The 23,709-nt window shown below is 40.4% G+C and carries 20 protein-coding genes; 15 read left to right on the top strand and 5 right to left on the bottom strand.

The window, feature by feature from the left end:
- The first annotated feature begins 131 nt into the window (after nt 1–131).
- Together V1498_RS12595 and V1498_RS12590 are read left to right on the top strand one after the other, a co-directional pair.
- Complete coding sequence (locus tag V1498_RS12595) at nt 132–1,268, top strand: glycoside hydrolase family 76 protein (RefSeq protein ID WP_409294072.1); 1,137 nt, start codon at nt 132–134, stop codon at nt 1,266–1,268.
- Between the two features lie 613 nt (nt 1,269–1,881).
- Nucleotides 1,882–2,049, top strand: coding sequence for a CatA-like O-acetyltransferase (locus V1498_RS12590; RefSeq protein ID WP_409294071.1), 168 nt, complete (start codon nt 1,882–1,884; stop codon nt 2,047–2,049).
- Nucleotides 2,050–2,383: 334 nt separating this feature from the next.
- On the opposite strand, the gene V1498_RS12585 is transcribed toward V1498_RS12590, so the two are convergent.
- Together V1498_RS12585 and V1498_RS12580 are read right to left on the bottom strand one after the other, a co-directional pair.
- The gene (locus V1498_RS12585; protein ID WP_409294070.1) at nt 2,384–3,703 is read right to left on the bottom strand and encodes a prolyl oligopeptidase family serine peptidase; all 1,320 of its coding nucleotides are present in this window, start codon (nt 3,701–3,703) and stop codon (nt 2,384–2,386) included.
- A gap of 433 nt (nt 3,704–4,136) precedes the next feature.
- Nucleotides 4,137–5,981: a M6 family metalloprotease domain-containing protein gene (locus tag V1498_RS12580; RefSeq protein ID WP_409294069.1), complete on the bottom strand. Its 1,845-nt coding sequence runs from the start codon at nt 5,979–5,981 to the stop codon at nt 4,137–4,139.
- A 328-nt stretch (nt 5,982–6,309) separates the two neighbouring features.
- Here V1498_RS12580 and V1498_RS12575 point away from each other — a divergent pair, with 328 nt between their 5' ends.
- From V1498_RS12575 to V1498_RS12560, 4 genes are all read left to right on the top strand, one after another.
- The gene (locus V1498_RS12575) at nt 6,310–6,948 is read left to right on the top strand and encodes a CatA-like O-acetyltransferase (protein ID WP_409294068.1); all 639 of its coding nucleotides are present in this window, start codon (nt 6,310–6,312) and stop codon (nt 6,946–6,948) included.
- 107 nt (nt 6,949–7,055) lie between these two features.
- Complete coding sequence (locus V1498_RS12570; protein ID WP_409294067.1) at nt 7,056–7,217, top strand: hypothetical protein; 162 nt, start codon at nt 7,056–7,058, stop codon at nt 7,215–7,217.
- A 17-nt stretch (nt 7,218–7,234) separates the two neighbouring features.
- Nucleotides 7,235–7,690: a GNAT family N-acetyltransferase gene (locus V1498_RS12565; protein WP_409294066.1), complete on the top strand. Its 456-nt coding sequence runs from the start codon at nt 7,235–7,237 to the stop codon at nt 7,688–7,690.
- Nucleotides 7,691–7,727: 37 nt separating this feature from the next.
- Nucleotides 7,728–8,189, top strand: a complete 462-nt coding sequence (locus tag V1498_RS12560; RefSeq protein WP_409294065.1) for an SRPBCC family protein — start codon at nt 7,728–7,730, stop codon at nt 8,187–8,189.
- 45 nt (nt 8,190–8,234) lie between these two features.
- Here the strand turns inward: V1498_RS12560 and V1498_RS12555 are convergent, their stop codons facing one another.
- Both V1498_RS12555 and V1498_RS12550 read right to left on the bottom strand, forming a co-directional pair.
- Complete coding sequence (locus tag V1498_RS12555) at nt 8,235–8,750, bottom strand: potassium channel family protein (RefSeq protein WP_409294064.1); 516 nt, start codon at nt 8,748–8,750, stop codon at nt 8,235–8,237.
- Nucleotides 8,751–8,916: 166 nt separating this feature from the next.
- Entirely contained in the window at nt 8,917–9,618 is a 702-nt protein-coding gene (locus V1498_RS12550; protein WP_409294063.1) for an SH3 domain-containing protein, read from the bottom strand.
- 210 nt (nt 9,619–9,828) lie between these two features.
- Between V1498_RS12550 and V1498_RS12545 the strand changes: the two genes are divergently transcribed.
- The 8 genes from V1498_RS12545 (at nt 9,829) to V1498_RS12510 (ending at nt 21,051) form a co-directional block, all read left to right on the top strand.
- On the top strand, nt 9,829–10,245 hold the full coding sequence (locus tag V1498_RS12545) for a hypothetical protein (protein ID WP_409294062.1): 417 nt from the start codon (nt 9,829–9,831) through the stop codon (nt 10,243–10,245).
- A gap of 35 nt (nt 10,246–10,280) precedes the next feature.
- Entirely contained in the window at nt 10,281–11,144 is an 864-nt protein-coding gene (locus V1498_RS12540) for a hypothetical protein (protein ID WP_409294061.1), read from the top strand.
- 19 nt (nt 11,145–11,163) lie between these two features.
- Nucleotides 11,164–11,490: a phosphoribosyl-ATP pyrophosphohydrolase gene (locus V1498_RS12535; protein ID WP_409294060.1), complete on the top strand. Its 327-nt coding sequence runs from the start codon at nt 11,164–11,166 to the stop codon at nt 11,488–11,490.
- Nucleotides 11,483–13,906, top strand: coding sequence for a DEAD/DEAH box helicase family protein (locus V1498_RS12530; protein WP_409294059.1), 2,424 nt, complete (start codon nt 11,483–11,485; stop codon nt 13,904–13,906). Before V1498_RS12535 ends, V1498_RS12530 begins: the two co-directional genes overlap by 8 nt.
- Nucleotides 13,907–14,063: 157 nt before the next feature.
- On the top strand, nt 14,064–15,539 hold the full coding sequence (locus tag V1498_RS12525) for an ATP-binding protein (RefSeq protein ID WP_409294058.1): 1,476 nt from the start codon (nt 14,064–14,066) through the stop codon (nt 15,537–15,539).
- Nucleotides 15,529–18,234: a Z1 domain-containing protein gene (locus V1498_RS12520; RefSeq protein WP_409294057.1), complete on the top strand. Its 2,706-nt coding sequence runs from the start codon at nt 15,529–15,531 to the stop codon at nt 18,232–18,234. The genes V1498_RS12525 and V1498_RS12520 overlap by 11 nt, the downstream gene beginning before the upstream one ends.
- Nucleotides 18,209–19,234, top strand: coding sequence for a PD-(D/E)XK motif protein (locus V1498_RS12515; RefSeq protein ID WP_409294056.1), 1,026 nt, complete (start codon nt 18,209–18,211; stop codon nt 19,232–19,234). The genes V1498_RS12520 and V1498_RS12515 overlap by 26 nt, the downstream gene beginning before the upstream one ends.
- Before the next feature lie 2 nt (nt 19,235–19,236).
- Entirely contained in the window at nt 19,237–21,051 is a 1,815-nt protein-coding gene (locus V1498_RS12510; protein ID WP_409294055.1) for an AIPR family protein, read from the top strand.
- A gap of 42 nt (nt 21,052–21,093) precedes the next feature.
- Here V1498_RS12510 and V1498_RS12505 read toward each other — a convergent pair whose 3' ends face one another.
- A complete protein-coding gene (locus V1498_RS12505; RefSeq protein ID WP_409294054.1) occupies nt 21,094–21,558 on the bottom strand; it encodes a very short patch repair endonuclease in 465 nt (154 codons plus the stop codon).
- A 176-nt stretch (nt 21,559–21,734) separates the two neighbouring features.
- Between V1498_RS12505 and V1498_RS12500 the strand changes: the two genes are divergently transcribed.
- The gene (locus V1498_RS12500) at nt 21,735–23,459 is read left to right on the top strand and encodes a DNA cytosine methyltransferase (protein ID WP_409294053.1); all 1,725 of its coding nucleotides are present in this window, start codon (nt 21,735–21,737) and stop codon (nt 23,457–23,459) included.
- The last annotated feature ends 250 nt before the right edge of the window (nt 23,460–23,709 follow it).

Raw genomic sequence — 23,709 nt, 5'->3', positions numbered from 1 at the left:
GGGAGGTAACTCCCTTCTTTTTGTGAGTGAAGAATGACCGGTACCTTTTGTTATGACCATAAAGGGGGTGATGTCCATTCAAATTGAACACACCACAGTACACCATAACAATCAAAGGAGGAGGAAGAAGTATGGAAAAATTTCTTAAAACCTGGTTGGCACTTACTCTGGCTATCATGGCGGCACTGTGGATAGCGCCTGACACCTCTGCACTTGCAGCGTCCCACCAAAAGAAAAATACCATGAGAGCCCTTGCATCCTATGAATCTCTGCAAAAGTACTTTTATCAGCCTAGTGCAATGCTTTATACAGAAGAATATCCCAGAGAGGGAGGGAATCCCTATTCCTATGTATGGCCGTTCTCCCGGGCTATGGCTGCCACGATCGATATGACAAGACTTCCGAAAATAGGGACTGAGTATGTATTGGATAGAAACCAACGTCTCGAAGGGTTGAAGTTATACTGGAATAATGAAACCAATCCTGCCGGCTATGATTCTTATGTTCGTCCTCCTATAGGCCAGGGCGGAGATAAATTTTATGATGACAATGACTGGATAGCCCTGAATTTCTTAAAGCTGTATCAGCTTACAGGTGATCAGTCTTCCTTAAAGCGGGCGAAGGATATCTTTAAGCTGCAGGTATTCGGGTGGGACACTGATTCCTCACATCCTTATCCGGGCGGCATATTCTGGACACAGGCACCATGGAGCCAGGACCGGAATACCATCTCCAATGCGCCAGTGGCACAGATCGGGCTCTATCTATATCAAATAACCGGTGACAAATATTATTTTGAATGGGCAAAAAAAGCCTATGACTGGGTCAACAGCTCCATGCTCGCGCCAAACGGCTTGTATTGGGACCATGTCGATCTGAAAGGTAATATTGAGAAAACTCAATGGACCTACAACCAGGGAATGATGATCGGAGCAAATACTCTGTTCTACCAAACAACAGGGGATAAAAAATATCTGAAACGTGCAGAGATCCTGGCAGAAAAGTCCATCCAGTATTACGGCGACACCCAGCTCTACAAGAATCCTCCTGAATTCAATGCCATCTTCTTCGAAAACCTGCAGCTTTTGGATTCAGTCAAGCCTGACAATAAATATAGGAAATATAGCCAGGCCTATGCGGATAAGATGTGGGATACGGTTAGAAACCCGAAAACCGGTCTATTTCAGCGGGATCCACAAAAGCCGGTACCGCTTATCGAGCAGGCTGCGATGGTTGAGATTTATGCTAATTTAGCTTATAAAAAATAAAAGACAAATACGTGGCTTTAAAGCCGGATCGAAGTCACAGAAGAAATAATACTGAAACCGATGGCCCTCTTTGCATGATTGCAGTGAGGGCCTTCCCCTGTCTATATAAAGCTCTGAGCAATTCAAATCCTATTCGGAGCTCATTTCAAATGCTTCCGAGCACTTCGGAATACAACTCAAAACCCTTGTAAGTACCCTCCGAGAATTTCGGATCTGTTTGGAACTCATTGTGAACACGTTTTGTGCAGTTCGGAATGCACTTCGGAACATAGCTCGGAACCCATTTGAATACCCTCTGAATCTTTCGTAACCCACCTATAGTGGTATTTAGGTAAAGAAAGGAGGGGGTCTTCCTAAGGGAAAGCTTTAGTATTCAGTCTGTTATTTTTTTTAGCTTACTGGACAGCAGGAAACGAATATCCTCTTCATGGTAACCGGAATATCACTGATCTTTGCTTTTGCAGGGAAGGGAATGTGGAGGTTCATTACTTTGGCAAGAGTGCCTTTGATCATCTTTATATTCGTTTATAGGTTTCTGGTTTATATGTATCCCTTCTAGAATTAAAAAAAGAGAACCAGCCTGGTCGGCGGTTCTCTCCTTAATTTTATTTAGTTGACTCATTCGCTTTGTCCTGGGGAAAGTTTTTTTGAGGAAAACGAAAAAATAAAACTGCCTGTATCCGTTCAAGCACATCATGCATTAGTAGATGGTGTGCACATTGGCCAATACTTTATGAAATTGCAAGATTGGCTTGATGAACATAAAAATTATAGTCTTTAATGGCACTGCAAATGTGGCCAGAAGGATCAATAAAAACTGAACAGTGAGAAAATATGGTTGGTTTGCAATAAATTTTTAAAAGGAAAAATAATCAGCAAGGAATCTAACCATCTGCATCTGATTGGCCAGTTTTTCCTGAACCAATCCAAAGGTCTTACCAGTACTTAAATATTTAAAAAAATTGCTAGCATTAAACCATTAGGAGTTTTTAAAAAAGGGTAGAAACGAACCCATACCTGAAAAAAGGACACCGATTAATAGTGTCCTTCCTCCGGGATTTAGCTATGTCATCAGGATTTTCTGCACACCATAACCAAGCTACTGTAAAAATCTATTATTTATTCCTCAAAGACTGAGCAGACATCCATTCCATAATTGTTGTTGTGCTGCCATTGATTACTGCCTTAGGTTCGTTATTGTATACATAAATCCATGACCAATGTCCATTGTATTCATAAGGTGTACCGTCAGCGTTTTTATATAAGCCGGTAGTATCATGGACATTATCAAATAAAGATAAGTGAACATTTTCTGCACCAGCCTTGATCAAACGTTCATAAGTAGGGACTGTATTGATTTCCGGAGGCAATGTTGTGTCTGTTTTGGCAGTTACAAACCAGGTTGGTGTTTTCATCATTTTCATAATGTCTGCATCGGTTATTAATCTATCATTTAATCCTTCACAAACCGGAAATGCAGCCGCAAAGTATCCAGGATAGTCCCGGATCATAAGCATGGTCATATATCCGCCGTTCGATGCTCCGCCGATATAGATTCTGTTTGGATCAATGTCACGATTCTTCGAAACATAATCTTTTATTAGCGCCATGAGTGCTTTTTCATAGATGGAAGTCCCATCTGCTCTCCCCGTAAAGCCGTCCATCCATCGGGTTGGGGTCTGAGGTACTAGAACGTAAGCTCCATTAAAATGGGATTGAATTTCTTTGGTCGCAAGGTTTACCGCTTTATTGGCAGAAAGGGGAATCGTTGCATCTGTGCCGCCCTCACCGCCGCCATGCAGCCAGATAATCAATGGATTCTTTCCCTTGTCTTTTGCTGGTGCAAAGTCTGCGTATGTCAGTTTGGTATTTTCATTTGAGAACTCACCCTTGGTGAAATCGTCTACAATTTCACGAGTTCCGCCATCAAACTTTTTGACAACTAATCCTGAAAAAGTTCCTGATTTGGTAACGATATCTTTTACCTGGGTAATGGTGTAATCGCAGTCAATCCATATATTCGATCCGTTATAATAATTGAGCGGTGAACCTAATGAAACAGCAGGCCCAATTTCCATTTCCAAAGCTGCATATTTTCCTTTGGAAACAGGTTTTCCATTTCGGTCCGAAACATATGCTTTTGTGACTTTGCGGTAACCTTCTTCTATTAAAGGCGCAGCCAGCCTATCGTCTGACCTGGATACATGTACTTTGAAGGTAGCCTCTGTTACTGAATTTTTGGATACGGGTCTGCCTAGATCCACAATCACCTTTGTAACTGCTGCACCCCAGTCATGAATTTCTGTTACCGTACGATAGCTTGTTGATTTTGTCTTTGAATGTTTTGCAAGGGTCCCGGAACTGAAGGGGAGAGTCAAAACTACTGCGAAAACAAATAACATCAGTGTTCTTAACGGCTTTCCAATTGTTTTCATCCCATATACCTCCTTTAATGGTTGGTACGATTATTTTGAGGTGTGTACCTGAAGATCAGTCAGTTCTAGATCATGTGAATTTGTTGCGCTTATTACCAGCCAGAAACCTTTTAAACAAAAAGCATTAATCCTCCTTTTCTCCTTTCTCTTCCATCTTTCACAATTTTCCATACATCACCATGTAAACCCTTTCAATTTTATGAAAACCCTTCTAAAGTCATGTGAAAAGTTTTATTGGATGGGACCAATCTCTTATATGTCAGCATTTAATTAATAGATTTGAAAATTGGGCATTTTGTTGTAAAACGGCTTGACCTAAAAAACTCACTTCAGTGTACGGTTGGTCAACCCTAATCGAAATATGGACTATTAAGGGTAACCGGGTTCACTAAAAAAAAGAGAACCAGCCATAGCGGCGGTTCTCTCCTTAATCTTATTTTGCTGCTTCAGTAGCTTTGTAGAAGAATTTAGCTGTAATCGATCCATCTGTATTTTCTTTAATGTCTGTAACATGAATTCCGGAATCGCCAGGTGTGGCGCTGTAGCCTTTCCAGAAGTAGTAGGAACCGCTGTGGACATTCCCTGAGACCGGTGTGATGCTGCTGCCGGTTTTGAAGAAGTCGCCCGCGTCGCCGCGGTTGACGTTGTGCTCAAGGTCATATTTGCCGTCTGCCTGAAGAGTGGACAAGCCGTAGTGGCTGATGACTGTACCATTTTTAAGCGTGATGGACTGGTTGGACTGGAAGCGTTTGTTCATCCAGTTTTCCACATTGTTCGGTGTGCCATACTGCTTCAGGACATTTTCATCCACATGCCAGGCTACCAGTCCGTGGGCATCTTTGCCTTGGCGGATCAAGCCTTTATTAAAGCCTGTCTGCTGGACATTTTCGAACAGGAAGTACTCTGTGCCGTTTGAGCCCGGCACTTCCATTTTGACAAAGGCATCCGTGGAGCTTGCTTTGTTTACCGGCTTTAGTGTAATCGTTTTGACGCCGTCAGCAGGTGTTACCTTGATAGGGGATGCCCAGCCAAGGAACATTTTGGAGTATGGATCAAAGTTCACTGGCGAGTTGCCGGAATACTGATTGGCATCCGGATAGCGCATCCAGGAACCGCCCGCCATCATGGAGTAGTTGCCGACTCCTTCAGATGTATAGGCTGTGTCATAAAAATCAGGCAGTCCAAGCGCATGTCCGAATTCGTGAGAGAAGACACCGGCCTGCCCCGGGTAAGGGCCAGTCTTGGCAGCATCACTGTAGCTGTTGGTTGCAAGGTCATAACCGGCTACATTTCCGCCGATTTCCGGCTGAACATTGTAGTTGTTGACTAACACGCCGTCAAATGTATGGTCTTTGATAAACTGTGACTGCCATGCACTCATTTCAGCAGCTGACACCACGCCATCGCGGTTCACATCCGGAGTAGCAAAGCCTGTCTCATAATATTTCGCATAGTATAACGCACTCAGTGCATTCCACTTATGGGACCAGATCTGGGCCGGATCCTGGCTCCATTCAGCGCCTGATCCTTCGTGGACGATAAATACGTTCTGCACCTGTCCGTTTACGGCATATTTAGAGAAATCGACAACACTGTCCGCCGCATTGAAAACGTCTGTCACATATTCACCCATATGGGCATCACCGTTCACATTGCCGTTCACATACTTGCCATTCTCCGCATGCTTTCCGTCCTGATCGAGGTAGTAGGAAGCGCCCTTCGGCAGTTCCACCCACACGAGCTGGGCATTATCCTTCTTCACAAGCTTGGCTTTGCCATAGCTTGATTCTTTATAAATATTCTGCATCGTATTATCCGTCGGCGCTTTCACACCGTTAAATTCTGCAAACTGTTTAAACTCATCCAGCTCATATGGATTATATTGATCCCCGAAAATGAGGTCATCGAAATATTTGGCAGGTACCTGGCCTTTAGGATCACCCTTCGGCTCATCGCCATCTTTAAATTTCGCAAGGATTACGAGTAATGGCACATCGCCGACAGCCGGCTTAGGAGTTACATGATTGTTTCCGGCCTGTTCAAATTTGGTTCCTTGCTGTTCGGCAAACTTCTCAGCCGGATCCGCTTTTGTCAAACTCTTTCCAAGCTCTTTTGCTTTAGCCGCCATTTCAGGGGAGGCACCCACAAAATCAGCCAAACTGATTCCCTTAAGGTCAGACGCTTTTACCGATGTTGGGCCGGCTCCGTGTAGTCCGGATAACCCGATGCTCCCAGCCAGCGCAACCGCCAGCGCAGATTTAGATAAAACTTTCAGCACATTCGACACTCCCTCTATTTATCCAGTAAGTTTGTTGCTATTTGAATATATCAGAATATTTAGCGAACAGTTATAAAGAGAAATCGACATGAGTTTACAAGAATGAGCAGCCTAAAATGAGGATTACCGAATGAATGGAAAAATGATAGTTCTTTAGTTATATAAAGTATCTCAAGATTGCCAATAGAGGTCCTGGTTTTTGTCGAATGGAGCAGAAATTTTCTTTCGCCACTGGAAATATTTTGGTCTTAAAATGGCAAAGAGAGTTTTCGGGCAGCTGGAATTCAAGTATAGTTAGATTGCAAATGATCTGAAAGGAGAGTTAATAGTGAGATATATTAAAATGGAATCATGGAATCGGAAAAAGCACTTTGAACTTTTTCGTTCAATGGATTTTCCTCATCTAAATGTAAGCGCAAATGTAGATGTGACCGTCTTTTATAAGAAAATAAAAGAGCAGCGGCTTTCCTTCTTCAAATCATTTTTATTTGGTGCAGTAAAAACCGCAAACGAAATCAAAGAATTCCGTTATCGCATACGTGAGGACACAGTAGTGGAGCATGATAGGGTTCATCCTTCGTTTACGGTCATGGCAACAGATGAGTTGTTCAGTTTCTGTTCCGCTGCCTTTGAGGATGATTTTTCTTTTTTTCTCAAGGAAGTCTCAGTCAAGATGGAACAAGCGGAGCAAGAGGTATACCTGAAAAATGAAGAAGGAGCGGACCACTTCCTTTATATGACCTGTATTCCCTGGGTTTCATTTACCAGTATTACTCACCCAATACATCTTAGTCCCGCTGACAGTGTACCGCGTATTGCCTGGGGAAAGTTTTTTGAGGAAAACGAAAAAATAAAGCTGCCTGTATCTGTTCAAGCACATCATGCATTGGTAGATGGTGTGCACATTGGCCAATACTTTATGAAATTACAAGATTGGCTTGATGAACCTGAAAATTATACTCTTTAATGGCACTGCAAATGATTCTAGTTTTTTTTTGTGATCAAACCTATGGCATAAAAAATAGGAGACGAAACATGAGCATTTTGATGACTTGAAATCTCCCTTCACTTTGGATGAGCCTGCTGCTTGAGGTGATCGGGGATCGAGATATTCCGATCTTAACCAATGTGGATATTGGACATACCTTCCCATCTCATGTGTTCCCAATCGGAATCAACGCTTCATTGGATGCAGACAGATGCGAGATTACATTTTTAGAAGATGGAGTTTTATAGAAAAGCGGGGAGAAATCATGATTGAATTAGTAGAAATGAATGCAGAGGACTTTCAAAGATATCTTACATATGCGGTTCAAACATATGCTGCAGAACATATTAAATCAGGCAATTGGAATGAGGAAGAAGCGTACGGCAAGGCAGCGCAGGAATATAAAGAACTTTTGCCAGACGGCGAAAAGACCGAGAACCACAAGCTGTTCACCGTTCGGGACGGGGAGCAGGAAGTCGGGATGATCTGGCTCGCACAAAAGTCGGACCACAGAGGATTTATCTATGATATAAACATCTGGGAAGAGTACCAGGGCCGCGGGTATGGTAAGAAAGCGATGGAAGAAATTGGAATCAAGGCAAAGGAATTGGGGCTGAAAAGCATAGCCCTCCACGTCTTCGGCCATAATGGGAAAGCCCTGGGTTTATACGAAAAATTGGGGTATATCATAACGAATATTAAAATGAAAAAGGAACTCTAAAGCTTCACGAATACTCCATGGAAAGGGTACACCCACTATGCCAGTCATCACCTATGAAATATATATTGATGCACCCATCACTGTCTGTTTTGATCTTGCGAGAGATATAGACGTACATATGGAAACCACCAGTAAGACAAAGGAAAAAGCTATTGCCGGCGTTACGACGGGAATGGTGGAAAAGGGCGATACCGTTACCTGGGCTGCCACCCACCTGGGAGTAAGACAGCGATTAACTGCGAAGATCACGGAAATGGAAAAGCCGTATCGATTCACGGATGAGATGGTGAAGGGGGCTTTTCACTCTTTTGTGCATACTCATGAGTTTATGGAGAGCGGCTCAGGGACGCTTATGAGGGATGTTTTTTCTTATAGGTCTCCTTTAGGGATACTGGGGAGACTGGCTGATCGTTTATTTTTAGAAAAATATATGACCAATTTTATTGTGACCCGTGCTCAAGAGTTGAAGAGGATTGCTGAAAAGAGAATAAGCGAATAAGCACCCAAAAACACCCCCCGTCCATTAGGAGCAGGGGGTGATTCATTATTTCAGCTTCGTCACAAGCTTAGCCGCCAGGATGGTCATGAAAATGGCATTGCTCACAAAGCCCAGCAGCATCTCACTGGCGGCCACTGCCTTCGAAATCGGGCCAACGGCCGTGATATCGCCATAGCCGGTGGTCGTAAAGGTCGTGATGCTGAAGTAGAGAAAATCATCTCCATTAAGGCTCCGTCCTGTAAAGGCACGGCCGTCCCTCAGCTCATACACCTGAAGATAAAGATTTGCATATACCAGCATAATCATGCCCAGCAGCAAGCCGCATCCGAGACAGAGCCTGGAAAGGGAGATCTTCGCTGCGGGAATCAGGGTGGTAAAACGATAGAGAAGGTACATACCGTATACAAGCAGGAATAGAAGGGAAATTAACATAACATAATTCCATTCTTCTTTATCCCGCAGAAAAACAGAACTGACCACTAGCAGGGCAGTGAGCAGCATATTCAAGGCTAGGTAGAGGACCAGGCTTTTCCTTGTGAATTCTTTTTTGGCTGGATTCATGATTGTGCTCCGGTTGGTTTTATTAACAGGATGGGCAAATGGGTGGGAAAGCATACAAGATTAGAATAAAAAAGAAGTATTCCTGGGGTTCTTTGAAAATTGGGTATAGAAGGTTTATTTGTTACTGAAAGAAAAAAAAGAGACCGTCATGGGCCTCCCAAAAGGCTTATTTCTTTTTCAAAGAAACTAACTCACTTACCACTTTGCCTTTATAATACGTTTTGACAATTCCCACATTCGGTGCGATATAAGTTGTATATCCACCTTCTTCTTTCGTTTCGATACAGCCTTTAAAGGTCCCTGCACCCGTTTTGACTGTCTTATTTGTTCCCGAAACCCATTTATAATAATCTTCACCAAGGCCATCATTCCATTTCTTATTGACCTTGACTGGATACATTAAATCCATGTAGTATTCAGATTCCATCCATCCGGAATATAGCCCTTTGGCATCCTCGTAAACGATGTGATAGTCGTTAGCATTCGTTTTCCACTTATCCCATCCATTGTACTTGCCGGCATAAACGACAGAATAGTACTCACCGTTTGCTTTGTATACATATTTCTTGGATGGATCCATCAGGTAAGATGTTTGATATCTTATGTACTTGGTAGCCACATATGCCTTTTTAGATTTGTAGCGGATTTCTGACCAGCCGGATTTGGTCTGTGAATAGACCGTCAGTTTTGTGTCTTTCTTCAGGGTTCCCACTACTTTACCGGATGTGCTCGGAGTAGATCTGACGTTCAGCTTGCCGGATGTGATATTCACATATCCGGTTTTCGCCGCAGCTGCTTCGGCTCCAGAAGGAATAAGGAATGACAGGAGAACGACGAGAGACAGAGTAAGTTTGATTAATGATTTCATGTTTGCACCTTCTTTGACTTAGTTAGGTATATTTTACCACGAAAAATGGATTTGTAATGGAAGACTTTAAGTTTATTAGTAATTAATTATTAAACTAAGAAAATGACTGAGAATGACCCGTTTTTGTTTTTAAGTAAAAAGCTTGAGGATTTAATAGTATAATTTGGATATGAAATATAGACAGCTAATAACAGAAGGAGTCATGCCGATATGGACAGTATTAGCAGCATAATTACAGAACGTATGAAGTCAGCTGGAAATAAGGTGACAATTCCGTTAATCAAAAAAGGTAAATTCATGGAAGCAGAATTGGCGGAAGATGGGATATATGTAACTAATCTGAATACATCCCCATTTTTACCATGGAAATGCTTTGAGCTGGCTGTTGAGCTTTTAAAAACAAAAGGCGGTAAAGCAATAAAAGGGGATGCCATGTATGGCAAGCTTGGGGACTCTAAACTCCCAATTGATTCAGTGGAAGGATACATAGCGTATAAGCTTTATAATAAGAAATTAGGTGATTCCGTGTTCCGGCGGATCACTCCTGTTGCTGCCATGTTAATATGGGCAGGGATATGTGAGAATGAGGGAAATAGGCTGGTTTTGAAAGAAAACTTTTTGGACTGATGGATGATTAAAAATCTACTTTCTGAGGTGAAGATATGGATTTATTAAAAGATAAAGAGTATCTGAAATCGCTTTTTGCAGGAGATAGTGTTAAAAGGCTGGCTGGACTGGAAGCATTGCTCAACCGAACCCGCCCAGAATCAAATACAGACGGCAAAAGCAGAAAGTATATTCAACAGGCTGATAAGGATGAAACCTTAATTACCCTTTTTGCTCTCTCCACACTTCAGAAAATAGGTGCTTCGGCATGGGAGGACCTGATGGATAATGCATTCCCTGGAAAAGCGAGGGATCCAATCATCAATCACTGCTTGAAATTAGAAAAAGCAATCTCACCTTCAAGGGAAATTCTTGATCTGTTACAAATAAAAGCTCAAACAAACCCAGTCAAATATATAAGGGAAGATATTAAAGAGAATAAGCCTGTAGAAGGAAAGACAACATTTGATGCCGTACTTAAACTTAATGGAGCTATAAAAGTTTATATTGAGTGCAAATTTACCTCGGATATATCCTGTCAAACTACTTATGTGACAACGCGCAATCAACTGGCGCGGTGCATTGAAGTAGGGCTGGCAGATGCAAAATATGATCTAGACCAGTTCTATTTCTTGCTAATTACTCCGGAAATATTTAAAAAGCCTCCTGGAAGCCGCCTGTATTATTATAAAATGAAGGAATACATGAGTGACCCAGAAGCTTTATTAAACGATATAGGTACGATAAATAAAAGACCTGAACACTCACATGAGAAAAAATGGTTACAGGAATTAAACAGCAGAATTGGCTGGGTCACATGGGAAGAGTGTTTAAGAATCATAGAGAAGTCAAAAAACAACTTTCCAGAGTATGATTTAATAGAGAATTTTTTTAGAGAAAGAATGTTATCACAACTTTAATCAACTTTAGGAGGCACCCATGCCAATCTACAACAAACTAGTCAGAGATCTAATTCCGCAGGTTATCGAAAATACAGGTGCACAGTTTTCCACAAAAGTACTAGATGATGAAGAATATAAAAAAGAACTAAAGAAAAAAAGCTTTGAAGAATTGGAAGAATACATAGCAGCCTCTACAGATGAAGAAGCACTCGAGGAGCTTGCAGACTTGCTGGAAATTATCCATGCGCTTGCAGCCATACATGGCGGATCAATTGACAAAGTAGAAAAGATAAGAACAGAGAAAGCGGCAAAGCGCGGCGGTTTTAAAGAGAAGATCTTTCTGATCGAGGTTGAAGATGAGTAACATCCAGCTAATCACCGAGAAGCTTGGCATACATATTTTAAGAGAAATTGAGGAATCTTCTTCTATCTGTATCTTGACCTCATTCACGATGAAATCTGGTGTGAGGTATATAAAAGAAGCGATAGAGTCTGCTGCAGATAGAAATGCAGAGATCAAGATCTGTACGGGTGATTATCTGTATATCACCCAGCCGGAAGCGTTGGAGGAGCTGCTGAAGATCGGAAAGAACCTGGAAATCCGGTTCTGGAGAAGCAACGGCAGCTCTTTTCATCCGAAGGCTTATCTATTTGATAAAGGAGACAGGGAGAGCATTTATGTTGGCTCTTCCAACCTGTCCCGGTCAGCTCTAGAGTATGGTGTGGAATGGAACTTGTCTGTGAGTGATGAAAAAGAAGTGTTTGATACAGCGCTGGATCAGTTTTTAAAGACTTTTTATGCGGATGAAACTGTGCCATTGAACGCGGAAACGCTAGAGGAATATCGGGCTAGTTATGAAGCCTTTCATCAGAAAAATAAGCATCTGGAACAAACATGGTCAGAGCTGGATGAAATTGAGTTAATGCTTCAAAAGGAAAGCGAGAGGAAAGAGGAGGAGCAGGCTGACCGGGTTGTAGATCCTCCTGAAGTTTATGGAGAGATTCAGCCCCGCTTTGCCCAGCTTGAAGCACTCGAGCAGCTGCAAAATACATTAGAAGAAGAATACAGCAAGGCATTGGTTGTTATGGCAACTGGGCTTGGGAAGACTTATCTAGCCGGCTTTTTTGCAAGGAAATTCACACGTGTGTTGTTCATTGCACATCGAGAGGAAATCCTCTACCAGGCTAGAGAATCATTCAAAAGAATAATGCCGGAGAGAACCTATGGAATTTATAACGGCACCCTTAAAGAAGGAGAAGCAGATGTTATTTTTGCTTCTATCTATACTCTAGGCATGCAGCGGCATATCAAACAATTCCCAAGGGACCGTTTTGACTTGATCGTTATCGATGAATTCCACCATGCGGCCGCAAATACATACAAACGAGTTTTAGATTATTTCCAGCCGCAGTTTCTACTCGGTATCACAGCGACTCCGGACCGGAATGACAACAAGGATGTATACGCGATCTGTGATGGAAATGTCACTTACCGTCTCGAATTCCTGGATGCCATCCAGCGAAACTGGCTTTCGCCTTTTAAATACTATGGTGTGTATGATGATACAGATTACAGCCAGCTTACCTGGCTGGGTAACCGGTATGACGAACAAGAACTGCTCCAGGTTCAGCTGCGGGATGAAATGGCACAAAGAATTCTTAGTGCCTGGGAGGACAAGAAACAGACCCGCACTATCGGGTTTTGCTCATCCATCAGACAGGCAGACTTCTTATCCCGCTATTTCAATCAAAGGGGATATAAAACAGTTAGCCTTCACTCTAAGCAGGTGACTGCAGGGCGGAAGGAATCTATAAGGAAGCTTGCGGTAGGGGAAATAGATATCATCTTTAACGTGGATCTGTTCAATGAAGGGGTGGATATTCCGTCTGTAGATACCCTTTTATTCGTTAGGCCGACAGAATCACTCACTGTATTTACCCAGCAGATCGGACGCGGTTTGAGACTAGCAGACGGCAAGGAATATTGCGTTATCGTGGATTTGATAGGAAACTATCGGAACGCTGATATTAAACTGGGTTTATTCAATACCGATCCAGAATCAAAGGGAAAAGCCAAAAACCTGCAGCCGGTCGTTCCGGAGTTATGCGAAATAGCTCTGGATCTGAAGGTTATTAATCTATTACAAGAAATGAACCGGAAAAGACAGCCGCGAAAAGAAAAGCTGTATTCGGATTACTTCAAAGTAAAACAGGAGCTTGGCAGACGTCCGAGCTATGTGGAGCTTCATCTATTGGGAGAGTCTGAATCAAAACAGTATTCCACTGAATTTGATTCATACTTTGGTTTTCTCGATTGGGCTGGGGAACTAAGTACTTTAGAATCTGAAATCTATAACCGATATAACACATGGCTGAAAGATGTAGAAAAAACCAATATGAGCAAAAGCTACAAAATGGTATTGCTGCTTGCCATGCTCGAACGGGGGCCACTACAATGGTTCAAGCCAATTACACCAGAAGAAGCGGCTCCATTCTTTCATAATTACCTAACCGGAGCGGAATACCGAAAACAGAAGGATTTCTCCGATAAAGGGACCATGAAGTTGTGGGAGTATGATCAAATGGGTGTAAGCAGTTTAATAGCAAGAATGCCGATGAGTAAATGGAGTGGAAATGCAGCAAGCTTAACTGTATTTCAGGGGAATGAATTTAGTTTAGCGTTTGATGTACTTCCTGGTGATACAGACATTCTATATGGAATAACCAGGGAAATTTGTGAGTATAGGCTTCATTACTATTTTGAAAGAGGAGCCAAATAGTTATAACTAAGATCTTTATTCTTATATAAAGGTCTTTTTTGTTAAAATTTATACAGCTTTTTTGATAAATGTTCGTATATTTCGGTGATTTTACTCAAAGGAATCTATTCATTTGGTATAATTATTACAAATATTTATAGAAACGGAGCATGAACAAATGGATGTAGTAATTACACAGCCTTCTGCAGCACCCGTCATCCAGGCTTTGCGGTCACTTGGCTACAATCCAAGCACAGCAATTGCGGATTTAGTAGATAACTGTCTGGACGCTGGAGCTTCACGAGTAGATGTCCAGTTTAATTATGAGGAGACCGATGGCAGCATTTTAATCCTAGACAATGGTTTTGGCATGGATGAAAAGTCCCTTCAGACAGCAATGAACATAGGATCAAAAGATCCTAGAGCAAAAAGAGCAGCAAAAGAATTAGGCCGTTTTGGCATGGGTTTAAAAACGGCGTCCTTTTCCTTAGGCAGAAGACTCAGTGTGCTTACAAAGCAGGACGGCCATTATTACGAGCGGTGCTGGGATTTAGATCATGTTTCCGAATGTAATGAATGGGAATTGTTTACCGTTATTCCATTGGAAGTTAGGAAGAAGATGGGCGAGATTGCAGGAGAGAGCGGTACAATAGTATGTATTGACAAACTCGACAGATTTATGGGAACGGGATTAAGAAATAAGCTTAAAGAAACTGCCTTTTATAATAAAGTAGCGAAAGTTAATAAACATCTAGAATTTGTTTTTCATTCGATCTTGGAAAAAGAACCAATAAAAATGTTTATTAACGGGAAAGCCATATCACCATGGGATCCTTATATGCGATACCATGAATCTACCATTGAAGGTGAAATGCAGCAGATACGGATTAATGAGCACCGGATCAAAGTTCAATATTTCATTTTGCCGCATGCGTCTAACCTAGCAGAACCAGAGTATAAAAAAGCCGGAGGGTACAGAGGGTGGCGTGACCACCAAGGGTTATATGTATACAGAGAAAACAGGCTGTTATACTTCGGAGATTGGATGGGACTGTTTCAAAAAGATGCTTCATCCCAGCTTGCTAGAATTAGAATCGATCTTCCTAATGGTGCCGATGACGATTGGCAGGTAGATATCAAGAAATCGAGGATAAGCCTGCCGGAAGAAGCAAAGAAACGTCTTAAAACCATCTCGGAAATTGCACGGAAAATCTCAAGAGATATCTTCTATTTCCGTACAGGCACTGTTACACCTGGGAATAAATTTAAAGGCAGCTTGAATACCTGGGAGCAATCCGGCCGAGATGACGGACCGCAGTTTGTTTTGAACCGAAATCATCCGCTATTAGCAGAGCTGTATAAAAATTTAGATGATGAAAATGGACGGCTGCTGAATCTTTATCTCAAATTTGTTCAGCTGGGATCTCCGAGCAATATTATCGATTCTCCAAAAGTTCCTGAGGAAGAAATCCAGGAAATAAGCGATACGGATAAAGAACTGGTCATTCAATTTGCTGGTACCATGCAAAAATTAAAAATTGCTGAAAACGATGAGCAGATTGTTAATATGCTGATTACCCAGCCAGCTTTTGACGGTTTGAATAGAGCAACCTTAAAAATGATTCTTATGGAGGCAGAATTAATTGAGCAGTGATCCGGCTAAGATTTTGTTTGAACAGACATTCAGCACTAATTATTATAATCTTAATGGTCATTATGAAAGCCAGCAGGACGCGGCTGAACAAGCTTTAATGCTCGCGAGAATGCTGACTGAAGGCAAGTATGGAAAAATTGAAGAAATACAGTTTTCACAATGGTCTCTTGAGATGTTTATGAACTATAAGATAGGCATTAATCTCACGAAAATTCATGTGATGAAGGAAAACCCGGAAAAACCTTGGTATGAACCAAAAATGACTTCTCATGCATTTTTTTGGCCAAGATACCGGGAATATCTATCAAGGATTAAAAACTGGCCAGTTGAGGCAGTAGACGCAATTGATACAACCACCAATCAAATTATGAATGCCCTGGGAAACCCTAATTCGCTGTCCCCGTTTGACAAGCGGGGCCTGGTTTTGGGCTATGTACAATCCGGGAAAACTGCGAATTTTACGGGTCTTATAAATAAGGCTTATGATGTAGGCTACAAGTTAATTATCGTGTTATCGGGAATCCATAACGACCTTAGAGCGCAGACACAAATAAGGCTGAATGAAGAAGTTGTAGGAAGCACTGTGGATAAAGACGGAAATCCAACAGGAGTTGCGAGGATTTATAAAAATACAGCAGAACAAATTATATCTTCATGGACAACTAATGATAGGGATATATCCCGGTCAGGCATGCACGATGTGAGCAATATAAATTCAAAGACTCTTATGGTTGTGAAAAAAAACAAGACGGTTCTTGAATCTTTGCTTGAAAAGCTTTTATATCTTCAAAAATTATACGACGACCTGGATGTTCCTGTATTAATCATTGATGATGAGGCTGACCAGGCTTCGGTTGATACTTCCAATCCAGATAAAGATGAAGATCCTAGAACTATTAATAGATTAATCCGGCAGATCATTGAAGTTTTTAATCGAAAAGCATATGTAGGCTACACCGCTACACCCTTTGCGAACCTTCTTATAAGTAAGGATGCAAAGACGGAGGATGAGGGAAGTGATCTCTATCCTAAAGACTTCCTGGTCGGTCTTCCTAAACCTGAGGAGTACTGTGGCCCAGAGGAGTATTTTAATGTTGATGAAGATCCTGATTACAGACGGCCAAGTCTGATACGCCACTTGACATCTGAAGAGATAGAAGTATTTAGTCAGTTAAAGAAGAAAACGGATGCTGATAAATTTGAGGAAGTGCCTCCACAGATGAGGGAAGCTATTCTTGGATTCATCCTCACAATCGCAATTAGAAATTTAAGAGGACAGCGCAAGAAGCACAATTCGATGTTAATTCATACTTCCAGATTAAAGGATGTGCAGTCTACAATTAAGGATGAAGTCGAAAATGCCTTTGATTCCATATCAAAACAGCTCCTTTATAATGCAGAAAGCAAGGTTAATGCGGAATTAAAAGCTCTTTATGAAGAAGATTTCCTTGTAACCAGCAAAGCATGGGAAGACAAGCTTCCTGAATTTACATGGGCAGAGGTATATTCGGAAATTAAAGAAGCAGTGGAAAGTATTCAGGTATTTGAGATTAACGGAAACAGCAAAGATGCCCTCGATTATCATCAGTATAAAGAAGACGGACTTAATGTTATTGCTGTAGGAGGAGACAAACTATCCCGCGGCCTGACGCTTGAAGGATTAAGTATTACCTATTATTTCAGAAATACTCTTATGTACGATACGCTGATGCAGATGGGCCGCTGGTTCGGATATAGAAAGGGCTATATGGACCTTTGCCGGATATATACTTCAGAAGAAATCGCTTCTCACTTTGAACACCTGGCAATTGCAATGATTGAACTGCGCCAGGAATTTGACCGGCTTGCTCAACAAGGCAGGACTCCATCCCAATATGCTGTTAAGATGCTGAGTCATCCTTCTATGACGCTGACGAGTCCTTTAAAGATGAAGAATGCCCAGATTACTAATATTATGTATGATGGCACCCTGCAGCAGACAAGGCTTTTTGATGCAGAAGAAGAATTCTTCAGCAATAATATGAGAGCGGCGTCAAACCTTGTTGAAAAACTGTCCTTCACTAAAACCAAATTAGGTTCAGGGAAAACCAATTACTTTGTGGCATCTGATGTCGCTCCATTGGATGTAAAAGAATTCCTTAGAGATTACCGAACATCCAAAAATGCAGACAAGGTGAGGGCTGATTATATAGCTGATTATATAGACCTGGTGAATGAAAATGGCGAGCTGATAAAGTGGACTATTGCTGTTGTTGACGGTGATGCAGACGATAGTTCCGGCATTGCAGCCTTTCCTGCCAGCATCGGTCATTTAGAACTTCAGAACACCGTTGTCCGGGGAGTAAGGGTTTCTCCGCTCATTAATTCCGAAAACGCGATTGACTTAAAGGCCCTCGTTGCCCCTAATCAAGAGTATATTGATCTTGATCAGAAAGAGATCAAAGGAATCAAGGATCGTGTTGAAAAAAGAAGAATCCGATCCAAGGAAAACGGACTTCTATTATTTTATCCTCTAAATCCTAATGTTAAGGTGTTCCAAAGCACTGGAATCGGTTTTTCAAACAAACTTGTACCGGTTGGGATTGCCATTTCTTTCCCTGCCACTGATATCGATGAAAAAGCAGTTTATCAAACTAACAAGACTGTAAATTCGTTGGGAGAGAGCAACAATGGTAAATTTAAAAGCGGAATTTGATGAGATGATTAAGGAGCTTGCTGATCAGGATGGCGGCGATATTTATAAGATTAAAGTAGTTGCGGCATCAGCTCCTATTCTGCTTGCTGGCATAGATGCAGGAAATTTAAACAGACAGCTGTATATTGATTTGGGCATGGAACCCTGGGAAGAACAGCTGCTAAAGGCGCTGCCTAAGTGGAGGGGGCTGTCTATAAGTATAGATTTTCATGAGAATCTCTTTCTGCTAAAAGATCATTACTTCCTTGTCTTAAAACAAGAGGACGAACATGCGCCAGATATATTTGAGGTTGTGCTTCAGAATCTAGCAGAACACCTTGCAGGTGAAATTGAAGATAACAAGCTTTTTTCAATTGTCTACAAAGTGCTGGACAGATGGAGGACCTTTTTTCAAAGGGGCGGTTTCCAGCGCCTTAGTGAAGAGCAGCAGAGAGGACTTTTCGGGGAACTTTGGTTTATTAATGAATGGCTGGATAAGTTCCCGGGCCAGCCCCCGCTGATTATTGAACAGTGGGAGGGACCAACGAAGGGACGAATTGATTTTAAAGGTACAAGATGCGGGGTTGAAATTAAGACTGTCAGTGAAAAGCTGACGAAGTCTATCAAAATATCAAATGAAGACCAGCTCAAACTGACAGAGGCAGTCAACAAAGTTTATGTGTATGTCTGCTTTCTGGAACAGAGCAGAACACATGGGATGTCACTTCAAAGTCTCGCTGTACAGGTTCGAGATAAAATAGCTTCCCGATCCGACCGGATAGCGCTCATTTTTAATGATATGCTGACGGATATCGGTTTTAGAGATGATGAATACTCAGAGGTGTACTTCTTTGTTGAAAAAATAGAAACCTATGAAGCAGGTGAAGGATTTCCCCGTATCTTAAAGGAAGATCTGCCTAAAGGTATTTCTCACGTCAGCTATAGCATAGACTTGTCCCACTGCACTGAATTTGAACGTGAAACAGAAGAATTGTACCAATTTTTTAGACTGGAAGGGTAGTTATGATCGAAAATAGACAACGAAGTGAATTTCTTAAAGAATTTATGGAAGATATAGAAGATAAAGCAGCCAGAACAGGCAGCTATCAGGTACCGTTTCTTGAAAAAATGATAACTTTTATGGACAGACAGGACGAGCCCGAAATACTCCTTCCCCCATATACTGATACAGGCAGAAACATTGCGGTTAATGCCTACTCATACGATGAAGATAGTTCAATACTGGATATATTCGTTTCTGACTATAGTTTCGATCAAAATGAAGATGACCTTCTTACAATAAATATGACGGAAGCAGCGGAAATCGGCAGTAAAGCAAAACGGTTCATAACCAACGCTAAAACATTGGTTTCATCTATTGATGAATCTCTGCAGTCATATGACTTAGCTAAACTGATCGCAGATCAATTTGCCTCCTTAGAAGAAGTAAATATCTATGTAATTACTAATAGATTTTATCTCACTAACAAGCCAGTGAACATCACAATCCCAGGTATTGATACTGTAAATGTTCAGGTGTGGGATATTGATCGGGTACAGCAGCTTCTTACAATTGAGCAGGGTATGCAGAATGATTATATTGATTTTGAAAAAGAACTCGGTGAAACCTTTGAAATGATGTTAGTGCCTGATCCGATTCAGGGGGGAACAAAGCAATTTGACTGCTATGTAGGCTATATCTCAGCCGAGCTGCTAGCTAAAGCTTATGATATCTGGGGTCCCAAACTAGTTGAGCGTAACGTCCGTTCTTTCCTGCAGGCTAGAGGCGCCACAAATAAAGGAATCCGTAATACATTGAAGGATCCGCTTCAGAGAAAGATGTTTGTGGCTTATAATAACGGAATCTCAACTGTGGCAAAATCCGGAGAATTTGAAGCGGTGAATGGGTCAGGTGTTTTTAAATTCAAAGGATTGGGAGGCTGGCAGATAGTGAATGGCGGGCAGACAACAGCCTCCATTCACCAAGCATATAAGGATGGAATAGATTTGAAGGATGTTTATGTTCAAGCTAAACTGACTCTCCTTAAATCTAGTGATATAGGTTCAGATCATCATTACCTTGAAGACCAAATGGTTTCAAGAATTTCTGAATATGCCAATACACAAAACAAGATTAATAAGTCCGATCTGCTTGCCAACTCGAGATTTATGGCGGACCTGGAGAAGTTTTCCCGCAACATCTGGATACCAGCACTTGACGGCCGGAAACCAGAAAACAAATGGTACTTTGAACGGGCAAGAGGACAATATATGGTTGATACTAACCGAAGGAAGCGCGGCAAAGAACAAAGTGATTTCAAGAAGCTCTATCCTAAGGACAAAGTCCTTACGAAAGTAGAAGTTGCTAAATACTTTATGTCTTGGGAAGGTTACCCGCATGTATCTAGTAAGGGCGGCGAAGAAGCTTTTACAAAGTTCATGGATGCTAACAAAGAATTCTGGAAATCAGACAACCAGCAGACCAAAATGACTCTATCTGTATATCAGAAATTGATCGCAAGGACCATAATTAACAAGAGAGTTACAGAAATAGTAGATGAAATGAAGCTAAAAGGCTATAAGGCTAATGTTATCTACTATACAACGGCTATGCTGCATCATCTGCATGCCGGCCAAATTGACCTGGTTGAAGTGTGGGAGCATCAGGGTCTTTCAGATAAGTGGGATGAAGTGATTAGAATTATTGCGGACAAGACTTTGTTCTATTTAAAGGAATCAGCCGGAGACCGGAACGTAACGCAATGGGCAAAACAGGAAGCATGCTGGGTCCAATTTAAAGAAATGTGGACTAAAGAACTTAGGGTAACAGCCAATTAAAAAAATCCTGGGTCCTGTTTGTACTGAACAGGACCAGGATTTTTATTTCTGTTTCTTATATTGAATAATAAAAGTTTCTATTGCATCTATCGCAGCGTTAAAATCCTGCTTAAACTCATGCTCCCATATACGCAGAATGTTCCAGCCTCTTTCATGGTAATAACCGTTTACTTCCTGATCTCTATCCTTGTTACGCTGCAGCTTCTTTATCCAATATTCCTGATTTGATTTAGGCATATTACCATGGAGAGGGCAGCTATGCCAGAAGCAGGAATCGATGAAAATAACAATTTTGTACTTTTTAATTGAGATATCAGGACGGCCAAACATTTTGGAATTTTTCCTTAACCTGATGTCTCTTTTCCAAAGTGCCTTAGTTACTCTGTTCTCTAAATTGGACTGTGATTTGATTGCTTTCATGTTTTTTGTGCGCTGTTCTTTAGTAAGATTGTCAGACAATAGATCACATCCTGGGAGTACTTTATAAGAAATTGTACCCTTATTCATAAAAATAACACTTTTTTTATCAAACTCTTGAGTAAAAGCGATTAAAATTATATGATTCAATATGTATGTTTATAAACCTATTAGATTTGTGAGAACGTATGTTTTGTATTAAGATAATATAGAAAGATCCTTTCTTTGGGAAGGCTTTTTTATAATTTCCTATAGAGGTGAGGATTATGACAGAAAAATTTAAGGTAATGGATCTTTTTGCTGGAGCAGGCGGATTAAGCAATGGTTTTGAACAGACCGGAAAATTTGAATCCACTATCGTAGTTGAAATAAATAAATATGCTCGTGCAACGTTTCAAGAGAATCATAAGAATAGTAATATTACATATTTTGAAGATGTAGCAGCTATTCAATATAAAGATGATAATGGTAAATTAAAGGATCTCTTTGAAGAAATTGATGTAATAATTGGCGGTCCGCCATGTCAAGGATTTTCTAATGCTAATAGACAAAAAAATTCACTTATATCATCTAATAACCAATTAGTTAAAGAATATTTGAGGGCAATTGAAGAAATCAGGCCAAAAGCTTTTGTAATGGAAAATGTAAGAACTATGGATTCTGATAAACACAAATTTTATTTAAGCTTCCAAGATGAAGAGGAATTAGCCACACTGGGAATCGAGCCTAAAGAAGAAAAAATTGTTATAGGTGCTAATACTTCCTTTTCAAATGTTTTAAGAACTTTTCTAGAAGAGGCAGTTGATAAGCAATTAGATTTAAGCTCTTATCTTCTAGGAGATGATTTATTCACTAAGTTAAATGCCCTATTACGCCATGGGAAAAAAGAAGATAAAAAACAATATACTGAATTTATAAGAAAACAAAATAACATCAACTTTTTTAGTAACTTGTTTAATCAAGATAATTGGATTAAAGCTCATTTGGCATATTGGAATCCAGAGTATGAATATAAATGGAAAGAATTATTATCGTTATTTAAGTTAGCTTTTAATGATGGAAAAGATCAGATAGTAGAGATTAATTATCTATTAGAAGAGATATTGACTGTGCAAAAAATAATCTCAAAAATAAATGAGATTATTAAATATAATGTTAAACTATATAGTTTAATATCTAGTGAAGAGGGTCTGTCTGTAAGTCTTAAATCATTTAATGTTTTTTCTTATATCAAGAGAAAATTAAAGGATTTAAATTATGAATTTAATGATGATAATCAAATCTTTAATGCTGCGCAATTTGGTGTTCCGCAGGAGAGAAAGAGATTAATTCTAATTGGTGTTCATAAAGAATACTTAAAAGCTGAAAAGGTCTACTCTCCCAGCCCAATTTTGTCACAAGATAAGTATATAAAAATAAAAGAAGCAATAAAGGATATAGAAGAACTGCAACCCAGCACACATGTCGAAGATGATGAGATGGACAGAGGATTAACTCGCCCACTAAAACAAAGCAGATTAAATGAATATTTAAATAACAATAAGAATAATAAACTATATAATCATGTTAGAACAGAAACGAGAGAGCTTGCATTAAAAAGATTTAAAGCTCTAAAAGAAGGACAAAATTTTCATAACTTGGATGAAAGTCTTAAAGATAGTTATGCTGACCATTCTAGGACCCAGAATACAGTATACAAGCGGCTTTCTTACGAGGAGCCCTCAGGAACTGTATTAAATGTGCGAAAATCTATGTGGATTCATCCAATAAAAGATAGAGCTATTAGTATTAGAGAAGCAGCAAGACTCCAATCTTTTCAGGACTCTTATAAATTCTTCGGCCCAAAGGATTCCCAGTATCAGCAAATTGGCAACGCAGTTCCTCCGCTCCTGGCCAGGGCCGTAGCTGAAAGTTTGCTGGAAAATTTAGGAAGTAGACCTGAACAGAAATTAAAAGATCTTTTCTATAGTGAAGTAATTATAAAAGTGTAAATATTAAAATAAATCATTATAAAAATCACTTTGTGAAACAATGGATTTTTATGATGGTTTTTTTGTTTAAAAATACTGAATAAAACATAATTTAGGAACTGTCGTTACAAATACTGTAAATATTGGTTGTTTAGTATAGAATATAAAGAAAAATAGATTTAAAGCTTCTAATACTTTATCTATGGAATTGTTCTTTTATTGAGTAGAAGTTTGCTAAGTAATTACCGATAAATATATTAGTGAAAAAATA

It is taken from the genome of Paraperibacillus marinus, from assembly GCF_046237605.1.
Classification (GTDB): Bacteria; Bacillota; Bacilli; order Bacillales; family DSM-1321; genus Paraperibacillus; species Paraperibacillus marinus.
Note: the sequence above shows the minus strand (reverse complement) of the source record. Positions and strands in the feature narration are given on the sequence as shown.